The sequence below is a fragment of the Nocardia sp. MH4 genome (assembly GCF_019266065.1).
GTDB lineage: Bacteria > Actinomycetota > Actinomycetes > Mycobacteriales > Mycobacteriaceae > Nocardia > Nocardia canadensis.
This window is the reverse complement of the sequence record NZ_LPNR01000030.1, coordinates 1-16226: the sequence shown is the minus strand read 5'-3', so window position 1 is coordinate 16226 and position 16226 is coordinate 1. Positions and strand designations below refer to the sequence as shown.

The following is a 16226-nucleotide window of genomic DNA, read 5'->3' as shown; positions in this document are numbered from 1 at the left end:
CCGCCGCCACCGCCCCGGCTCGGCGCGGCCGCCGAGCATCGGGCCGCCGCCGAGAACGCCGCCGCCCACCGCGACTACGACCGCGCGCTGCGGGAACGCTTCCGCGCCGTGTTGCGTGCCCTCGAGCAGGGCGGCACCCTGCCGGTCCGGCGCTCGCGCACCGCGCAGGAGACCGCCGACGACGCGACGACCGCGCTCCCGCTGGAGCAGTCCACCGAATTGCATCCGGCGGCACGCAGTTTCGACGAGGTCGTCTACGGCGGCCGCGCCGCCACCGAGGACGAGTACCGCAGACTCGAATACGCCGACCGCTACTCCCAGTCCGCGCCGCCGCCGGTCGCCGAGCCGGTCGAACTCGAGATCGCCGAGCGCGCGCCCAGGCGGCGCGGGCAGCTTCCGCCGCTGCCCGAACTGCTGCGCAGTCCCAAGTTCTGGGCGACGCTGGCGGCGGTCCTGGCACTGTGCCTGCTGCTGTACGCCACGATGCAGTCGTGCGGCGCGCCCGACGCACCGCCGCCCCCCGACGTTCCCGACCTGCCCGATCCCCCTGATCCGCCCGATGATTCGGACTACGACCCCGATTTCGGCGCGGGCAAGGATTCGATCTTCACCAGCCTGCCCGCCTGGCTGGCCTTCGGCGGGTTGCAGTTCCTGATCGCCTTCGGCGTGCTGATGTGGTGGCGGGGCCGCAGGCGCGGCGCGCTCGTCGGCGAACCGCGACCGGTCGAAGTCGCCGCGAACGAACTGCTCGCGGGCCAGGCGGGCCTGTACCGTCGCTCCGGCGATGTCGAGCACGTGGCCCGGACGCTGCGCACGGCGACGCTGCGCCGGATCCGGCCGCGCCTGGGCGCGCGCGATCTGACCGACGATCAGCTCGTCGCCGCGGCGGCCACCCGCCTCGGCGCGCCCGCTCAGCAGATCGGCACCGTCCTGTTCGGCCCGGTGCCGGACGAAACGACCCTGTATTACGTTGCCGCACACCTCGAATGGATCGAGACGGAGCTCGGATGACCGACATCACCAAGAACACCACCCCGCAGCCGAGCGCGGCGGAAGCCGGTGCGGCGCTGGCCGCCCTGCGCACCGAGATCGGCAAGGCCGTGGTCGGCAACGACCAGGCCGTGCTGTACCTGGTGCTCGCGCTGCTGTGCCGCGGCCACGTGCTGCTGGAAGGCGTTCCCGGCGTGGCCAAGACGCTGCTGGTCCGGGCGCTGGCCACCTCGCTGGCGCTCGACCACGCCCGGGTGCAGTTCACTCCCGACCTGATGCCGGGCGATGTCACCGGTTCGCAGATCTACGACCCGCATTCGGCCGAGTTCACCTTCCGCCAGGGCCCGGTGTTCACCAATCTGCTGCTGGCCGACGAGATCAACCGCACCCCGCCGAAGACGCAGTCCTCGCTGCTGGAATCGATGGAGGAGCGGCAGGTCTCGGTGGACGGACAGCCGCGACCGCTGCCGGAGCCGTTCGTCGTCGTCGCGACCCAGAACCCGATCGAGCAGGAGGGCACCTACCCGCTGCCCGAGGCCCAGCTCGACCGGTTCCTGTTCAAAGTCGACATCCGGCTGCCCGACCGCGACGACGAGTTCCGCATCCTGCAGCGGCACGCGAGCGGCTTCGACCCGCGTGACCTCGGCGCCGCCGGGTTGCGACCGGTGGCCGGTCCCGAACACATCGCGGCCGCCCGCGCCGCGATCGCGCAGGTCACGGTGAGTCCCGAGGTGCTGGCCTACATCGTCGACCTGTGCCGCGCCACGCGCAGCTCGCCCGCCGTCGCGCACGGCGCCTCCACCCGTGGCGCGACCGCGCTGCTGGCGGCCGCGCGCGCGTTGGCCTGGCTGAACGGGCGCGGCTACGTCACCCCCGACGATGTGAAGACCGTGGCGGTCCCGGTGCTGCGGCACCGGCTGCAGTTGCGGCCCGAGGCCGAGCTGGACGGGGTGAGCACCGAGGGCGTGCTCTCGTCGTTGCTGGTCTCGGTGCCGGTTCCGGTGTAGCGGCGTGGTCGTCACAGGCCGGTTCGCGCTGCTCGCGGCGATCGCGGGCGCGCTGGTGATGTTCCTGGTGCCGTCGTGGGTGGGCGTGGTCGGCGCGAGTGCCGCGCTGCTCGCGCTCGCCGTATTCGACCTCGCCCTCACCGCGCGGGCCGACACGCTCACCCTCACCCGCGATCCGCTGACGGTGGTGCGGCTCGGCCGCGGCGCCGAGGTCGAACTCGTGGTCACCAATACCGGCACGGCCACCGTGCGCGGCCTGCTGTGGGACGCCTGGCCCGACAGCGCGCGGGCCGATCACCGCGCCCATCGGCTCGACCTGGCACCGCGCACCCGCGTCCGGCTGCGCACCGCGCTCACCCCCACCTATCGCGGTGACCGGGTGGCCGGTCCCGTCACCGTGCGGCTGCTCGGTCCGCTGGGGCTGGCGGGCAGGCAGTCCCGTATCCCTGTGCCCGCCCGGGTGCGCGCCTTGCCGCCGTTCCGCAGCGAACGGCTGCTGCGATCGAAGGTGAAGCGGCTGCACCATCTCGAGGGCCGCAATGTCGCGAACACGCGCGGCCAGGGCACCGAGTTCGACTCGTTTCGCGAGTACGTCGCGGGCGACGACGTGCGCAGCATCGACTGGCGGGCCACCGCCCGCGCCGCCGACGTCCTCGTGCGCACCTGGCGGCCCGAACGCAACCGGCACGTGCTGATGGTGCTCGACACCGGCCGGGCCAGCGCGGGCCGCGTCGGCGACGGCACGCGACTGGATTCCTCGATCGAGGCGGCGCTGCTGCTCGGTGGGCTGGCCGCGGCCGCAGGCGACACCGTCGACCTGCTCGCCTACGACCGGCGGGTGCGGGCCGAGGTGACCGGCGCGGGCGGACATCAGCTGCCGCTCAAACTTATGCACACCCTCGCCGGAGTGACCCCACAGCTTGTGGATACCGACACCACCGGCCTGGTGCGGACCGTGATCTCCCGGGTCCGCAGGCGGGCGCTGATCGTGTGGTTCACCAGCCTGGACGGCCCGACGGTCACCGAGCACCTGCTGCCCGCGCTGCCGACGCTCACCAAGCGGCACCGGGTCCTGATCGTCTCGGTCACCGACCCGGAGATCGCCGCCGCCGCCCGTGATCGCTCCACCGCCGAGGCGGTCTACACCGCGGCGGCGGCCGAGACCGTGCTGGCCGAGCGGGCGCTCGTGCAGGAATCACTGCGCAGGCGCGGGGTCGCGGTGGTCGCGGCGGCACCCGACCAGCTGCCCGAAGCACTCGCCGACGAGTACCTGGAGCTGAAGCAGTCCGGCTCCCTGTGAGTTGTGGACAACCGGAGTTGTCCCCCGTCGCTCACAGCCCATCCACCGGTTGACCAACATGTTGTGCACAGGGCCAGGTCATCCACAGGCTCAGGCGCGCGAAACCTGCTGTCGCCGAGCCAGCACCGCGCCGAGCACGTGATACGGCGGATACCCGGTCGGCACCGGGCGCTGCACGGCGGCGCACACCGCGGTCACCAGCTGGGTGCCGAGATGATGTTGCGCGGCCGGGGTGAGCGTGCGCAACCGGGTCAGATACTGGCGGACTGCACCGGCCAGCTCGTCGGACAGGCCACTCGGGTCGAGCTGGGCCGCCCAACCGCTCAGCCACGGCGGCGCGACGGCGAGCGCGGGCATCGGCAGGCTCTGCCGGGTGTGCACGACCACGGTTCCGGCGAGCACGTCACCCACCCGTCTGGCATCACGCGAACACAGCGAGCTGATCACCGCGACCGCCCCGAAGGCGCCGAGCATCCAGAAATCCACGATGGCGCCGGCCAGCCCGCGGGTCAGCGCGTGCCGGAAATCGATCGGCCCCGCGTCGGCGCGCACCACCCGCAGCCCGAAGGCCAGCTTCCCGATCGAGCGACCCCGCGAGACCGTCTCGCTGCACACCGGATAGACGATGAGCACCGTCACCAGCGTGACCACCCCGGTGACGTCGTACCAGGCCGAGTCGGCGTCGGCCGCGATCAGCGCCAGCACCGCGCCGTAGGCGAGCATGAACGCGAGGGTGAGCTGGAGGCACAGGTCGAGCAGGAAGGCGCCCGCACGGCTGGGGATGCGCGCGATCGGGAGCTCGAGCGCCACCGCTTCGCCGGTGGTGAATTCAGCCATGTGGCTAGCATTCCCGATATGGACACCGATGCCTACAGCTGGGCGCATCAACGGTCGTGGCATCGGTTGGATCAGCTGGTCCGCCAGCGCAAGCTGTCCGGCGCCGAGGCCGACGAACTCGTCCGGTTGTACCGGGCGGCTTCGCAACAGCTTGCGAAGATCCAGGGTCAGCCGGCCGATCCCGATCTCGTCGCCGGGCTCAGCGTGCTGCTCGCCCGGGCCAGGGGGCGGGTGCTGGCGGCCCGATCGCAGCCCTGGCGGGAGATCGGCCGGTTCTTCACCCGGCACTTTCCCGCGGCTGTGTATCGCGCGTGGCCGTGGTGGGTGGGGGTCACCGCGATCTTCCTCGCCGTCGCCGCTGTCATCGCGGTGCTTGTGGACAACTCCGCGGCGGCCAGGAAAGCACTGGGGATACCGGAGGGCGACACCGATATCGTCACCGGACCTGGGGGAACGTTCGAGACCTACTACACCGAGCACCCCAACGACGCCTTCGCCGCCCAGGTGTGGACCCACAACTCGCTGGTCTCGGCGATCGCGTTGTTCACCGGCGTGCTGATCCTGCCCGCTGTGTACGCCCTGTTCATGAACGCGCTGAATCTGGGGATAACCGGTGGATTGATGGCCGACGCGGGCCGGCTCGAATCCTTCTTCGGCTTCATCCTCCCGCACGGCACCTTGGAGCTGACCGCGCTGTTCGTCGCGGGCGGGGTGGGGTTGAAGCTGGGCTGGACGCTGGTCGACCCCGGCCGGCGTAGCCGCGCGGCCGCCATGGCCCGGCAGGGCAAGGTGACCGCGACGGTGGCGCTCGGCCTGGTCGCGGTGCTGCTGGTGTGCGGTCTGCTGGAGGGCTTCGTGACGCCGAGTCCGCTGCCCGCGCCGGTGCGGATCGCCTTCGGGTTCGCCGCCGAGGCGGCATTCCTGTTCTACGTGTTCGGCATCGGGCGCCGGGTGGCCGAGGAGCAGGACGCCGCGGCCGCGTTGCCGCCCGCCCTGCCCGATCCCGCCGACCGTTGGCTGACACCGACCGCAAAGGCGCTGTACCGCGCCTGAACTCGCATCTGCACGTGCATTTGAACGGCAGGCAACTCTGAGCACACCTCGCCGAAACGGCGCCGGACAATCGGCAGCTACGCGAGGTTACGAGATGGTGTCGAACTCCCCCATTTGAGTTCCGCTGGCCGCAGCGAGTCGGGCTCGAGCTGCGGCCAGCGTTACCGTCAACTGTACACAATCGTTATGCCCACGCAACCCCCAACGCGCAGGTCCGGGGTACTGATTGCGAACCAGCAAACATCTGTGAAGGCACCGATTTTCACAGTCTCAGCTAACTTCCGGCGCTACCCTGAAGCCGCTCTCGCCCGCACCGAGAATTCACCTACGGCAAACCTTCGAAATCGACTCACCCATCACTCGCCATCGCGCGGCGCCGGTATTCCCGGCGGTTGCCGATGATCTTGCAAACGTGCTTGCATAGCCGATCACCTGCGGATTCGGCAACGGAATTTCGATAGCCTGAGTCGAATCGCGATAAAAGAGACTCCAAGTTTGTTTACAGGGCTGCAAACAAGATCAGCGCCTAGCAATCAGGCCGTAGCGCCTGTCACGAGGCCATAATTTGGACAGGCGACCGGTTGCGAACGGTCCGCCGAACGGCGTGAGATCGGCACGCGAACGCCCGGAATACGGCCCGCTCCCGGCACTGTGATCTTCGCCTCACACAGGCATAGGCCGTGCTCAGCCGACCCGGACGACCCCCGTCACCGTGCCCTGCAGCAGAGCGCCGCCGTGGGTGATGAGCGCCGCCATCTGCAACGGGTCCTCCGCGACGGTGCCGGGCAGCGCTCGCGCGGCGCGGACCGCACCGGTCGCCGGATCGAGGACGACGTACTCGAAACCGTCCAGCGGCGTCGTCGCCTCGGGCCCGACGCGACGCAGGGTGTGGATACCGCCGTCGGCCAGCGACAGGCGCGGCACGGCGGCGCTGCGCACCGGGCTGTCCCACACCGGCACACAGCCGTCGGCGGTCAGGTCGACCCTGGTCAGCCCGCCGTGGAAGGGCGCGGTCGCGGGGACGGCGGGCCCGGCGCCCTCGGGCACCGTCGGGTAGGGATAGCCGTAGGTGCTCGCGACGAAGATCGATGTGCCCACCGCGATCGGCGAATTCTCGCTACCCGCGCCCGCCGTGGTGAGCACCGGCACCGAGCAGACCCGCGCGCCCGACCCCGACCGCAGCACGAGCAGATTCACCCGGCCGTCGGCGTTGTCGACGATGGTGAGGTACTCGTCGCCGGTGACCGGACCGAAGTAGGTCGGGGTCGATCCGGTGCCCCAGCTGAGCTGGCCCGGCTTGCGCGCCGCGCCGCGATCGTAGGGCGCGCGCCAGAGCACCTCGGGCAGGCCGTCTTTCGCGCGCAGTTCGTAGAGCGCGTGTGTAGTCGCCACGGCCACACCGCCGTTCGGCGCCGAGGAGATGCTGTTGGCGATCTGTTCGCCGGTGGGCAGCCGCACCGTCGACACCCGGCCCGCGTGATCGGCGAATCCGACGACGCCGTGCCCGGTCGCGAACCAGACGTCGCCCGACCAGTCCGGAACCAGCCCGGTCACGTTGTCGCCCTGGGGAATCGATCCGGACAGGTCGGCCTGTTCCGCGGCCCGCAGCCAGTACCGGCCGTCGCCGTCGCGACCGTGCGCGACGCGCAGCAGTCGCCGGTTGCCGTCGACGACCACGAGTTGATCCTCGTTGTCGAGGTAGGCGTACACACCGCCGAGCAGGCTGCCCTTGGCCAGCGGCAGCGTCGCGAGCGCGCCGGTGAGCGGGCCGGGGGCCGCCGGATCGAGCAGGAACACCGTCGGGGTCTGGCCCGCGATGGCGGTGCACAGCCCCACCACCAGGCCGTCGGCGCCTTCGAGCAGCGTCGGGCAGGCCGCGCCGAGGGGATACACGGTCACCGGCGCGCCCGGCGCCGGACCGGCGAGCGGGGTGACATCGGAGGAACCCGCGTCGCCGTGCATGGTCGCCGTGCCGAGCGGACCGAGGAACGGATTGGCCGCCGCGAGCGGACCGGTGACCGGCCGCGCGGTCTCGGCGCTCGCCGGTCCGGCGCAGGCACAGGCCGCCGCGAGGGCGACAGCGGCGAGGCGGACGGCGGCGCGGCGGCGGGGAGAGATCACGGGCTGTATCGAACCGCACCGCGCGCGCGAGCGGAAGGTTTCGGATCCGTGTCACCGCGCACGCCTACGATGATCCCATGCCCGGGGTCAAGGATCGACTGCTCACGACCGTCGCCGATCAGCTCGGCAATCCGCACGGAACGCTCGGCAAGGTCGTCGCTTTCGTTCTCAACCGCGGCAACAAGCGCGCCATCGCCGCCGCCGTCGACGCGACGGGGGTGGCCGCGGGCGCGACGGTCGCCGATATCGGCTTCGGCGGCGGTATCGGGCTGACGCTGCTGCTCGACCGGGTCGGCCCCGGTGGTGTGGTGCACGGCATCGAGCCCTCGGCCGACATGCTCGCCCGCGCCCGCTCGGGGTTCGCCGGGGACGGGCGCATCGTCTTGGCCGAGGGCACCCTCACCGCGCTGCCGCTGCCCGACGCGAGCCTGGACGCGGCGATCACCGTCAACACCCTCTACTTCCTCGACGAGCTGCCCGCCGCCTGCGCCGAGCTGGCTCGCGTCCTGCGTCCGGGCGGCGCGGCGGTGGTCGGGATCGGCGATCCCGACGCGATGGCCGCGATGCCGTTCACGTCGTATGGATTCACCCTGCGGCCCGTCGCCGACGTCGTCGCGGCGCTGGCCGGTGCCGGCCTGACGGTCGAGCAGCGGACACTGGCCAACCCGCCGATTCCGCATCACCTGCTGATCGCCCGCAAGGACTGAGCGGATCAGCGGATCTCGGTGATGTCGCCCAGTTTCCAGCTGCGGTCGAAGTACAGATCGACCGAACCGTCGGCGTTGGTCACCAGCTCCGCGTCGCGGGAACCGCGCGGTGTGTCCCGGCGGCACCGACACGATCAGGGGACCGGTGGCGCCGAGATCGATGAAGTAGAGGATGTACGGCGTGGTGGCGTTCGCGGTGATCAGACCGAGCCGGTCCTGGTAACTCACGTAGTGCACCAGGTCGTAGTCGCCGGCGCCGAACACGTCCCGGTGCTGGGTCTGCCACTGGGCGTAGGACACCAGCGGCAGTGCCCAGAGATAGGCCCGACACGCCATCTGATAGTCGAGCTCGTCGAAGATCAAGGGCAGGTCGGCACGTGCGGGGAGCTCACCATCGGCGCGAACACGCCCGAGGCGGCCGGGAAGTAGCGGGTTCACCATCGCCCGAACCCAACGGCGACGACAACGCGTCACCTCACACGAATCGGGTGACATCCTGGGGAATATCGACAGAAACGACGAGAGGCCCGATCCTGATGGATCGAGCCTCTGGTCTCTGTGGGCGAAGGGGGACTTGAACCCCCACGTCCTTACGGACACTGGCACCTGAAGCCAGCGCGTCTGCCATTCCGCCACTCGCCCGAGCGACTGGAAAAATCTAACATGCTCCGGCGCCGAAAATAAAATCGGCCCTCTGACCTGCGGCGATGCGAGCGGATTCGGCTCGGGAACCGGGGCGGTTCGCCGGGAGTTACAGGGTTGGAGGATCGTGGATATCATGCAAGGAACGTGGTCGGGTCCGGACACGCCGTAACCAGCGTGTCGACCTGGTCGGACACGCGCACCGAAGGGAGGGCTGTGATGGGCATCGTGTCGAGATTCGAGCGTCGCTTACAGGGCGCCGTCGGTGACGTGTTCGCGAGGGCTTTCGGCGGCAGCGTCGTTCCCCAGGAGGTGGAGGCCGCGCTGCAGCGCGAAGCCGCAGATCAGGTCCAGGATCTGGGCGGTGGGCACAAGCTCGCGCCGAACAGTTACGTGATCACGATCAACGAATCCGATCACGGAAAACTCGATGCCGATCACGACCTCACGACCAAGGCGTTCGCCAAACATCTGCACGATTACATCCGCGAGCAGGGCTGGCAGACCTACGGCGAAGTACACGTGGCGTTCGAGGCATCACCTACGCTGCACACCGGAATGTTCAGAGCGAGCGGCCGCGTCGACCCCGACGCCGGTCGCGGGACCGCCCCACCTCGCCCCGAACCGCCACAACGACCCGCACACCCGCAACCAGGAGCTGGCCCCATGACGCACAACTCAGGCTACGAGCCGAGCCGAGAGCCCGCGGAGTCCGATCCACGCAATCGCGGGTACGCGCCGCCGCCCGCCCGCGGTGCGGCTCCTGGCGGTGCCTACCCCGACGAGTACGGCCAGCAGGGCGGCTACGGCGCCCAGCCCGGTTACGGTGAGCCCGGCTACGACCAGCAGGGTGGGTACCAGAACGGGTACGACAACGCGGGCGGCCAGGCCGGCTACGGCCAGCAGGGCGGCTACGGCGCCCAGCCCGCCTACGGCGAGCCCGGCTACGACCAGCAGGGCGGGTACGGCCAGCAGGCCTACAGCCAGCAGGGTGGGTACGGCCAGCAGGGCTATGCCGAGCCGGGCTACGACCAGCAGGGCGGCTACGGCCAGCCGGGTTACGCCGACCCGCAGCCCGGTTACGGACAGCAGCCCGGCTACGGACAGCAGGGTTACGCCGAGCCCGGCTACGACCAGCAGGGCGGCTACGGCCAGAACGGTTACGCCGACCCGGGCTACGGCCAGCAGGGCTACGCCGATCCGCAGCAGGGCTACGGCCAGCAGGCCGGTTACGGCCAGGAGGAGCCGGCGGGTTACGGCCAGCAGGGCGGTTACGGCGCCCAGCCGCAGGGCTACGGCCAGCCCGCCGCCGGTGCCGGATACGGCGCCGCCCAGTCCAGCTACTCGGCCACCCTGCAGCTCGACGACGGCAGCGGCCGCACATACCAGCTCCGCGAGGGCAGCAACATCATCGGCCGCGGCCAGGACGCGCACTTCCGCCTGCCCGACACCGGTGTGTCGCGCCGCCACATCGAAGTGCGCTGGGACGGCCAGACCGCGATGCTCTCGGATCTGGGTTCCACCAACGGAACCCTGGTCAACGGCTCGCCCGTACAGGATTGGCAGCTCGCCGACGGCGACGTCATCCGGGCCGGACATTCGGAGATCCTGATCCGTATCGTCTGATCCCGTAAGCTGCGCGGTGCAGGTCACGAGTCGACGCCGTCGGCCCTATGATGCTGCCATCACACGCACGGCCCCGACCTCGGGGCCCGCAAGCCAGCACGCTGGTGGGGGTGGTTCGCCCCGCACCTGCCGTACCGACGTACCCGGGCGAACAGGAGGTGGAACGCCGTGCAGGGATTGATCCTGCAATTGACCCGCGCGGGGTTCCTGCTGCTGCTCTGGTTGTTCGTCTGGGCCGTTCTGCGGACCTTGCGCAGCGATATCTACGCGGCATCCGGCATCCGGATTCAGCCCAGGGCCGCACGCGGTGCGCGCGGGTCCATCGGGCTGCCTTCCTTCAGCCGAGGCCAGAAGGGCGCCAAGTATCTAGTGGTGACTCATGGTTCACTCGCCGGCACTCGAATCACACTCGGCACGCAGCCGGTCCTCATCGGCCGTGCCGACGATTCGACGCTGGTACTCACCGACGACTACGCCTCGACCAGGCACGCGCGACTGTCTCAGCGTGGTGACGACTGGTACGTGGAGGACCTCGGCTCCACCAACGGCACTTATCTCGACCGCGCGAAAGTCACCACCGCTGTCCGTGTTCCGCTCGGTACTCCGGTCCGGGTCGGCAAAACTGTGATCGAGCTGCGATCGTGACACTTGTTCTGCGCTACACCGCGCGAAGCGACCGCGGACTCGTCCGGGGCAACAACGAGGATTCGGTCTACGCGGGCGCGCGCCTGCTGGCCCTCGCCGACGGCATGGGTGGCCACGCCGCCGGTGAAGTCGCCTCCCAGCTGATGATCGCCGCACTGGCGCATCTGGACGACGACGAGCCCGGCCAGGACATCCTCGGCAAGCTCGACCGCGCAACGCGTTCCGGCAACGCGGCCATCGCCGACCACGTCGAGGCCGAACCCGAACTCGACGGCATGGGCACCACGCTCACCGCCATCCTGTTCGCGGGCGGCAAGCTCGGCATGGTGCACATCGGCGACTCGCGCGCGTACCTGTTGCGCGAGGGCGAACTCACCCAGATCACCCGCGACGACACGTTCGTGCAATCGCTGGTCGACGAGGGCCGGATCACCGCCGAGCAGGCGCACACCCACCCGCAGCGGTCGCTGATCATGCGCGCCCTCACCGGCAACGAGATCGAGCCGACGCTGATCATGCGCGAAGCCCGCGCCGGTGACCGGTATCTGCTGTGCTCCGACGGACTTTCGGACGTGGTGAGCGACGAGACCATCGGCAACACCATGCGCGAGGGCAATACCGACGAGTGCGCCGACCGGCTCATCGAATTGGCTTTGCGCAGTGGTGGTCCCGACAACGTCACCGTCGTCGTCGCCGACGTGATCGACCTGGACTACGGCCAGAGCCATCCGATCGTCGCGGGCGCCGCCTCCACCGAGGAGGAGGAAGACACCCCGCCGCCGAACACCGCCGCGGGTCGTGCCGCCGCGATGCGCCCACCGCGCGCCCAGCCTCGCCGGGCCGCCGCCGCGCCCCCGCCGCCGGAGCCCAAGTCGCACAAGCTGCGCTGGCTGTTGCTCTCGCTGGCGCTGATCGCCGCGGTCGCCGTCGGACTCGTGGTCGGCTACAAGATGATTCGCAGCAACTACTACGTGGGCGCCGACAACGATCAGGTGGTCGTCATGCGCGGCCTGCCCGGCTCGATCCTCGGCTACTCGATCCACGATGTGGAGCTCACCGGCTGCGCCACCAGCAAGGGCGAGCTCACCCTCATCGAGGCCGGTAAGTCCGCGCCCGCAGGCTGCAAGAAGCTGATGGTCAGCGATCTCAAGCAGACCGGCCGCGATCAGGTCGAGCGGGGCCTGCCGCCGGACTCGCTGGACAAGGCGCGCGACAGCATGATGCTGCTGCAGAAGGAACTGCTGCCGGCCTGCCCGAAGAAGGAATCGGTGCCCCAGCCCGGCGTGCTGCCCACCGAGCAGCCGCCGGTGACCCCCGGTGGCGCGCCGACTCCCGGCCCCGATCAGCCCGCGACGCCGACCACGACGCCGCCCGCCCCGACCACGACGACCGTTCCCCCGACAACTCCGCAGATCTCAGGGGAGAACTGCCGGGTGACGGACTGATGTCCGCACCGGCACCGCCGTCGGCTGGGGCTTTCCCCAGCCCCCCTGGCGGATTCGCGCCAGCACCACCCCCGTCGACGCGACGCAACCAGGAGTTGCTGCTGCTGGCGGGGGCGGCGGGGATCACGACGGTGTCGTTGTTCATCGTCGAGGCGAGCCAGGAACAGTCGATCACCTGGGACATCGCCAAGTACGGACTGGCATTCCTCGCGCTGTTCGGTGTCGCGCATCTGGCCGTGCGCCGGTTCGCGCCGTTCGCCGATCCACTGCTGCTACCGATCGTGGCGCTGCTCAACGGTTTGGGGCTGGTGCTGATCCACCGGCTCGACCTCGCGGACGCGCAGAAGGCCGCCTACGACTCGAGCCCCCTTCCCTCCCCCGACGCCAATCAGCAGATCATGTGGACCGGCCTGGGCATCGTGGTGTTCATCACCCTGCTCATCGTCTTGCGGGACTACCGCACGCTCGCGCGCTACACCTACACCCTAGGCCTGGTCGGACTGCTCGCGCTGGCGATTCCGGCACTGCTGCCCAGCCGGTTCTCCGAAGTCAACGGCGCCAAGATCTGGATCCGGCTGCCCGGATTCAGCGTGCAGCCGGGCGAATTCGCGAAGATCCTGCTGATCGTGTTCTTCGCCGGCGTGCTGGTGGCCAAGCGCGACCTGTTCACCGCGGCGGGCAAGCACTTCCTCGGCATGGACTTCCCGCGCCCGCGCGACATGGGACCGGTGCTGATCGTCTGGATCGTCTGCATCGGCGTGCTCGTGCTGGAGAAGGACCTCGGCACCTCGCTGCTGATCTTCGGCACGGTACTGGTGATGATCTACATCGCCACCGAGCGGGTGGGCTGGCTGATCATCGGCGGCGGCCTGCTGGTGCTCGGCTTCGTCTTCGCCTACCAGCTCTTCGGACACGTGCGGGTCCGCGTGGACACCTGGCTGCACCCGTTCGACGACTACCACAACACCGGCTACCAGATCTCGCAGTCGCTGTTCGGTTTCGCGACCGGCGGGCTGGCGGGCACCGGGCTCGGCAGCGGCCGACCCAACCAGGTGCCGTTCGCCAAGACCGACTTCATCGTCACCACGATCGGTGAGGAGCTCGGCCTGATCGGGCTCACCGCGGTGCTGATGCTGTTCCTGATCTTCATCGTGCGTGGGCTGCGGACCGCGCTGGCCGTGCGCGACAGCTTCGGCAAGCTGCTCGCGGCCGGGCTCTCGTTCACGATCGCGATCCAGATCTTCGTCGTCGTCGGCGGTGTCACCAAGCTGATCCCGCTGACCGGCCTGACCACGCCGTTCATCTCCTACGGCGGTTCGTCGCTGCTGGCGAACTACGCGCTGCTCGGGCTGCTGATCAAGATCTCCGATGCCGCCCGCGCGCCCGCACCGGTGCGCAAGCGCGGCCCGGCGCCGATCGCCGAGGCGCCGACCGAGATGTTCCGCAGGTCGGAAGGCAGGGCGAGCGAATGAACACTCCACTACGTCGCGTCGCCGTCGCCGTGATGGTGATGGTGGTCGCGCTGCTCGTGAACGCCACCTATCTGCAAGTGGTCAAGGCCGACGATCTGCGCAGCGATCCGCGCAATTCGCGCGTGCTGCTCGACGAGTACTCGCGTCAGCGCGGGCAGATCTCCGCAGGCGGCACCGTGCTCGCGAGCTCGGTCGCCACCGACGACCGGTACAAGTACCTGCGCCAGTACCCGAGCACCCCGCCCGCGTACGCGCCGGTCACCGGCTTCTATTCGATGCAGTACGGCAAGACCGGACTCGAACTGGCCGAGGACCCGCTGCTGTCGGGCAACGACTCGAGCCTGTTCGGCCGCAGGCTCATCGACATGTTCTCCGGGCGGGATCCGCGCGGTGCCAACGTGCTCACCACGCTCAATCCGATGATGCAGCAGGTCGCCTACGACCAGATGACCTCGAAGGGCTACACCGGCGCAGTGGTCGCGATCGAGCCGAGCACCGGCAAGATCCTGACGATGGTCTCGACCCCCAGCTACGACCCCAACGAGCTGTCGGGCCACGACGGCGCGGCGGGCCGGGCGGCGTGGGAGCGGCTCAGCACCGATCCGAGTCAGCCCATGCTCAATCGCGCCGTCTCGCAGACCTACCCGCCCGGCTCGACCTTCAAGACCATCGTCACCGCGGCGGCGCTGTCCAACGGTGTGGCCGGTCCCGACGACCAGTTCACCGCGGCGCCCAACATCACCCTGCCCGGCACCAGCACCACGCTGGAGAACTACGGCGGCAGCACCTGTGGTGACGGGCCGACCGCGAGCCTCTACGACGCGTTCCGGCGCTCCTGCAACACCGCGTTCGTCGAGCTCGGCGTGAAGGTCGGCGCGAGCGCACTCAAGGACGAGGCCGCCGCGTTCGGCATCGGCCCGCATCGCGGGGTGCCGATCCCGGTGGCGGAGTCGACGGTCGGCCCGATCCCGGACAACGCGGCCCTCGGACAGTCCAGCATCGGTCAGCGTGATGTCGCGGTCACCCCGCTCGACATCGCGGTGGTCGCCGCGACGATCGCCAACGGCGGCACCAGGATGCAGCCGTACCTGGTCGATCAGACCCAGGCGCCGGACCTGTCCGAGCTCAGCAAGACCAAGGCCGTCTCGGTCGGACAAGCCGTGAGTCCCCAGGTAGCGTCGACGCTGACGAATCTGATGGTCGCCTCGGAGGCCAATACCGCGGGCGGTGGCCGGTCGCCGTACCAGATCGCGTCCAAGACCGGAACGGCCGAACACGGCAGCAATCCCCGTAACACCCCGCCACACGCCTGGTATATGGCCTTCGCGCCCGCCCAGAACCCGAAGATCGCCATCGCGGTGATCGTCGAGAACGGCGGCGACCGGGCCCTCCAGGCCACCGGTGGCTCGGTGGCGGCACCGATCGCCAGGTCGGTGCTGGACGCGGGTCTGGCAGGGGGCTGAACGAAATGAGTGTGCGAGTGACAACACGGGGGCCCCGATGCTGAACAACGGCGCCATGATCGCCGACCGCTACCGTCTGCAACGGCTCATCGCCACGGGCGGCATGGGTCAGGTGTGGGAAGCAATGGACACCCGGCTCGACCGGCGGGTAGCGGTCAAGGTCCTCAAGACCGAGTTCTCCGCCGACCCGACCTTCCGTCAGCGGTTCCGGACCGAGGCGCGCACCACCGCGCAGCTCAACCACCCCGGTATCGCCGGTATCTACGACTACGGCGAGACCACCGACCCGTCCGGTGGCGAAACCGCCTACCTGGTCATGGAACTGGTGCAGGGCGAGCCGCTGAACGCGGTGCTGAACCGGATGGGCAGGCTCTCGGTCGTCCAGGGTCTGGACATGCTCGAGCAGACCGGGCGCGCACTCGAGGTGGCCCACGCCGCCGGTGTGGTGCACCGTGACGTGAAGCCGGGCAACATCCTGGTGACGCCCACCGGCCAGGTCAAGATCACCGACTTCGGCATCGCCAAGGCGGTCGACGCCTCGCCGGTGACCAAGACGGGCATGGTGATGGGCACCGCGCAGTACATCGCGCCCGAACAGGCCGTCGGCGAGGACGCCACCGCGGCCAGCGACGTCTATTCGCTCGGCATCGTCGGCTACGAGGCACTGGCCGGCGTGCGCCCGTTCACCGGCGACGGCGCCATCACCGTCGCGATGAAGCACGTCCGCGACGCGCCGCCACCGATGCCCGCCGATCTGCCCGCCAACGTGCACGAGCTGATCGCGATCACGATGGCCAAGGACCCGACCCAGCGCTACAGCAGCGGTGGCGAATTCGCCGACGCCGTCGCCGCGGTGCGCGCGGGCCACATGCCGCCGCCGCCCGCCGGCGCCGCGCCCCCGCTGACCGGCGCGACCCG

13 protein-coding genes and 1 tRNA gene are annotated in these 16226 nt (G+C 69.8%); 11 read left to right on the top strand and 3 right to left on the bottom strand.

From position 1 onward, the window contains the following. The 3 genes from ATM97_RS01090 to ATM97_RS01080 all read left to right on the top strand — a co-directional run. On the top strand, positions 1–1011 hold a 1011-nt coding region (locus ATM97_RS01090), incomplete at its 5' end, for a DUF4129 domain-containing protein (RefSeq protein ID WP_218716021.1). Then, the gene (locus tag ATM97_RS01085) at positions 1008–1997 is read left to right on the top strand and encodes a MoxR family ATPase (RefSeq protein WP_218716020.1); all 990 of its coding nucleotides are present in this window, start codon (positions 1008–1010) and stop codon (positions 1995–1997) included. The genes ATM97_RS01090 and ATM97_RS01085, both read left to right, overlap by 4 nt. Positions 1998–2001: 4 nt before the next feature. Next, complete coding sequence (locus tag ATM97_RS01080) at positions 2002–3297, top strand: DUF58 domain-containing protein (protein WP_218716019.1); 1296 nt, start codon at positions 2002–2004, stop codon at positions 3295–3297. A 90-nt stretch (positions 3298–3387) separates the two neighbouring features. Here ATM97_RS01080 and ATM97_RS01075 read toward each other — a convergent pair whose 3' ends face one another. Then, on the bottom strand, positions 3388–4134 hold the full coding sequence (locus tag ATM97_RS01075) for an RDD family protein (protein ID WP_218716018.1): 747 nt from the start codon (positions 4132–4134) through the stop codon (positions 3388–3390). Between the two features lie 18 nt (positions 4135–4152). Between ATM97_RS01075 and ATM97_RS01070 the strand changes: the two genes are divergently transcribed. After that, complete coding sequence (locus tag ATM97_RS01070; protein WP_218716017.1) at positions 4153–5187, top strand: stage II sporulation protein M; 1035 nt, start codon at positions 4153–4155, stop codon at positions 5185–5187. Between the two features lie 684 nt (positions 5188–5871). Here ATM97_RS01070 and ATM97_RS01065 read toward each other — a convergent pair. After that, positions 5872–7305, bottom strand: coding sequence for a hypothetical protein (locus ATM97_RS01065; RefSeq protein ID WP_218716022.1), 1434 nt, complete (start codon positions 7303–7305; stop codon positions 5872–5874). Between the two features lie 80 nt (positions 7306–7385). Here ATM97_RS01065 and ATM97_RS01060 point away from each other — a divergent pair, with 80 nt between their 5' ends. Further along, complete coding sequence (locus ATM97_RS01060) at positions 7386–8015, top strand: methyltransferase domain-containing protein (protein ID WP_218716016.1); 630 nt, start codon at positions 7386–7388, stop codon at positions 8013–8015. Between the two features lie 559 nt (positions 8016–8574). Here ATM97_RS01060 and ATM97_RS01055 read toward each other — a convergent pair. Continuing rightward, positions 8575–8657, bottom strand: a tRNA-Leu gene (locus tag ATM97_RS01055). Positions 8658–8876: 219 nt separating this feature from the next. On the opposite strand from ATM97_RS01055, the gene ATM97_RS01050 reads away from it, so the two are divergent. The 6 genes from ATM97_RS01050 to ATM97_RS01025 all read left to right on the top strand — a co-directional run. Next, positions 8877–10283, top strand: coding sequence for a DUF3662 and FHA domain-containing protein (locus tag ATM97_RS01050; protein ID WP_218716015.1), 1407 nt, complete (start codon positions 8877–8879; stop codon positions 10281–10283). A 168-nt stretch (positions 10284–10451) separates the two neighbouring features. Further along, on the top strand, positions 10452–10928 hold the full coding sequence (locus tag ATM97_RS01045; RefSeq protein ID WP_218716014.1) for an FHA domain-containing protein: 477 nt from the start codon (positions 10452–10454) through the stop codon (positions 10926–10928). Beyond that, positions 10925–12373, top strand: a complete 1449-nt coding sequence (locus ATM97_RS01040; protein ID WP_218716013.1) for a protein phosphatase 2C domain-containing protein — start codon at positions 10925–10927, stop codon at positions 12371–12373. The genes ATM97_RS01045 and ATM97_RS01040 overlap by 4 nt, the downstream gene beginning before the upstream one ends. Beyond that, positions 12373–13845 (top strand): FtsW/RodA/SpoVE family cell cycle protein, encoded by a 1473-nt coding sequence (locus ATM97_RS01035; protein WP_218716012.1) that lies wholly within the window; start codon positions 12373–12375, stop codon positions 13843–13845. The genes ATM97_RS01040 and ATM97_RS01035 overlap by 1 nt, the downstream gene beginning before the upstream one ends. Further along, positions 13842–15308 (top strand): penicillin-binding protein 2, encoded by a 1467-nt coding sequence (locus ATM97_RS01030; protein WP_218716011.1) that lies wholly within the window; start codon positions 13842–13844, stop codon positions 15306–15308. The genes ATM97_RS01035 and ATM97_RS01030 overlap by 4 nt, the downstream gene beginning before the upstream one ends. Before the next feature lie 37 nt (positions 15309–15345). Next, positions 15346–16226: serine/threonine-protein kinase (locus tag ATM97_RS01025; protein ID WP_218716010.1), on the top strand; the 881-nt coding region annotated here is incomplete at its 3' end.

Coding starts and splice junctions, on each gene's coding strand:
- ATM97_RS01070 (WP_218716017.1), top strand. CDS start 4,153: ATGGACACCGATGCCTACAGCTGGGCGCATCAACGGTCGTGGCATCGG.
- ATM97_RS01030 (WP_218716011.1), top strand. CDS start 13,842: ATGAACACTCCACTACGTCGCGTCGCCGTCGCCGTGATGGTGATGGTG.
- ATM97_RS01035 (WP_218716012.1), top strand. CDS start 12,373: ATGTCCGCACCGGCACCGCCGTCGGCTGGGGCTTTCCCCAGCCCCCCT.
- ATM97_RS01060 (WP_218716016.1), top strand. CDS start 7,386: ATGCCCGGGGTCAAGGATCGACTGCTCACGACCGTCGCCGATCAGCTC.
- ATM97_RS01050 (WP_218716015.1), top strand. CDS start 8,877: ATGGGCATCGTGTCGAGATTCGAGCGTCGCTTACAGGGCGCCGTCGGT.
- ATM97_RS01075 (WP_218716018.1), bottom strand. CDS start 4,134: ATGGCTGAATTCACCACCGGCGAAGCGGTGGCGCTCGAGCTCCCGATC.
- ATM97_RS01085 (WP_218716020.1), top strand. CDS start 1,008: ATGACCGACATCACCAAGAACACCACCCCGCAGCCGAGCGCGGCGGAA.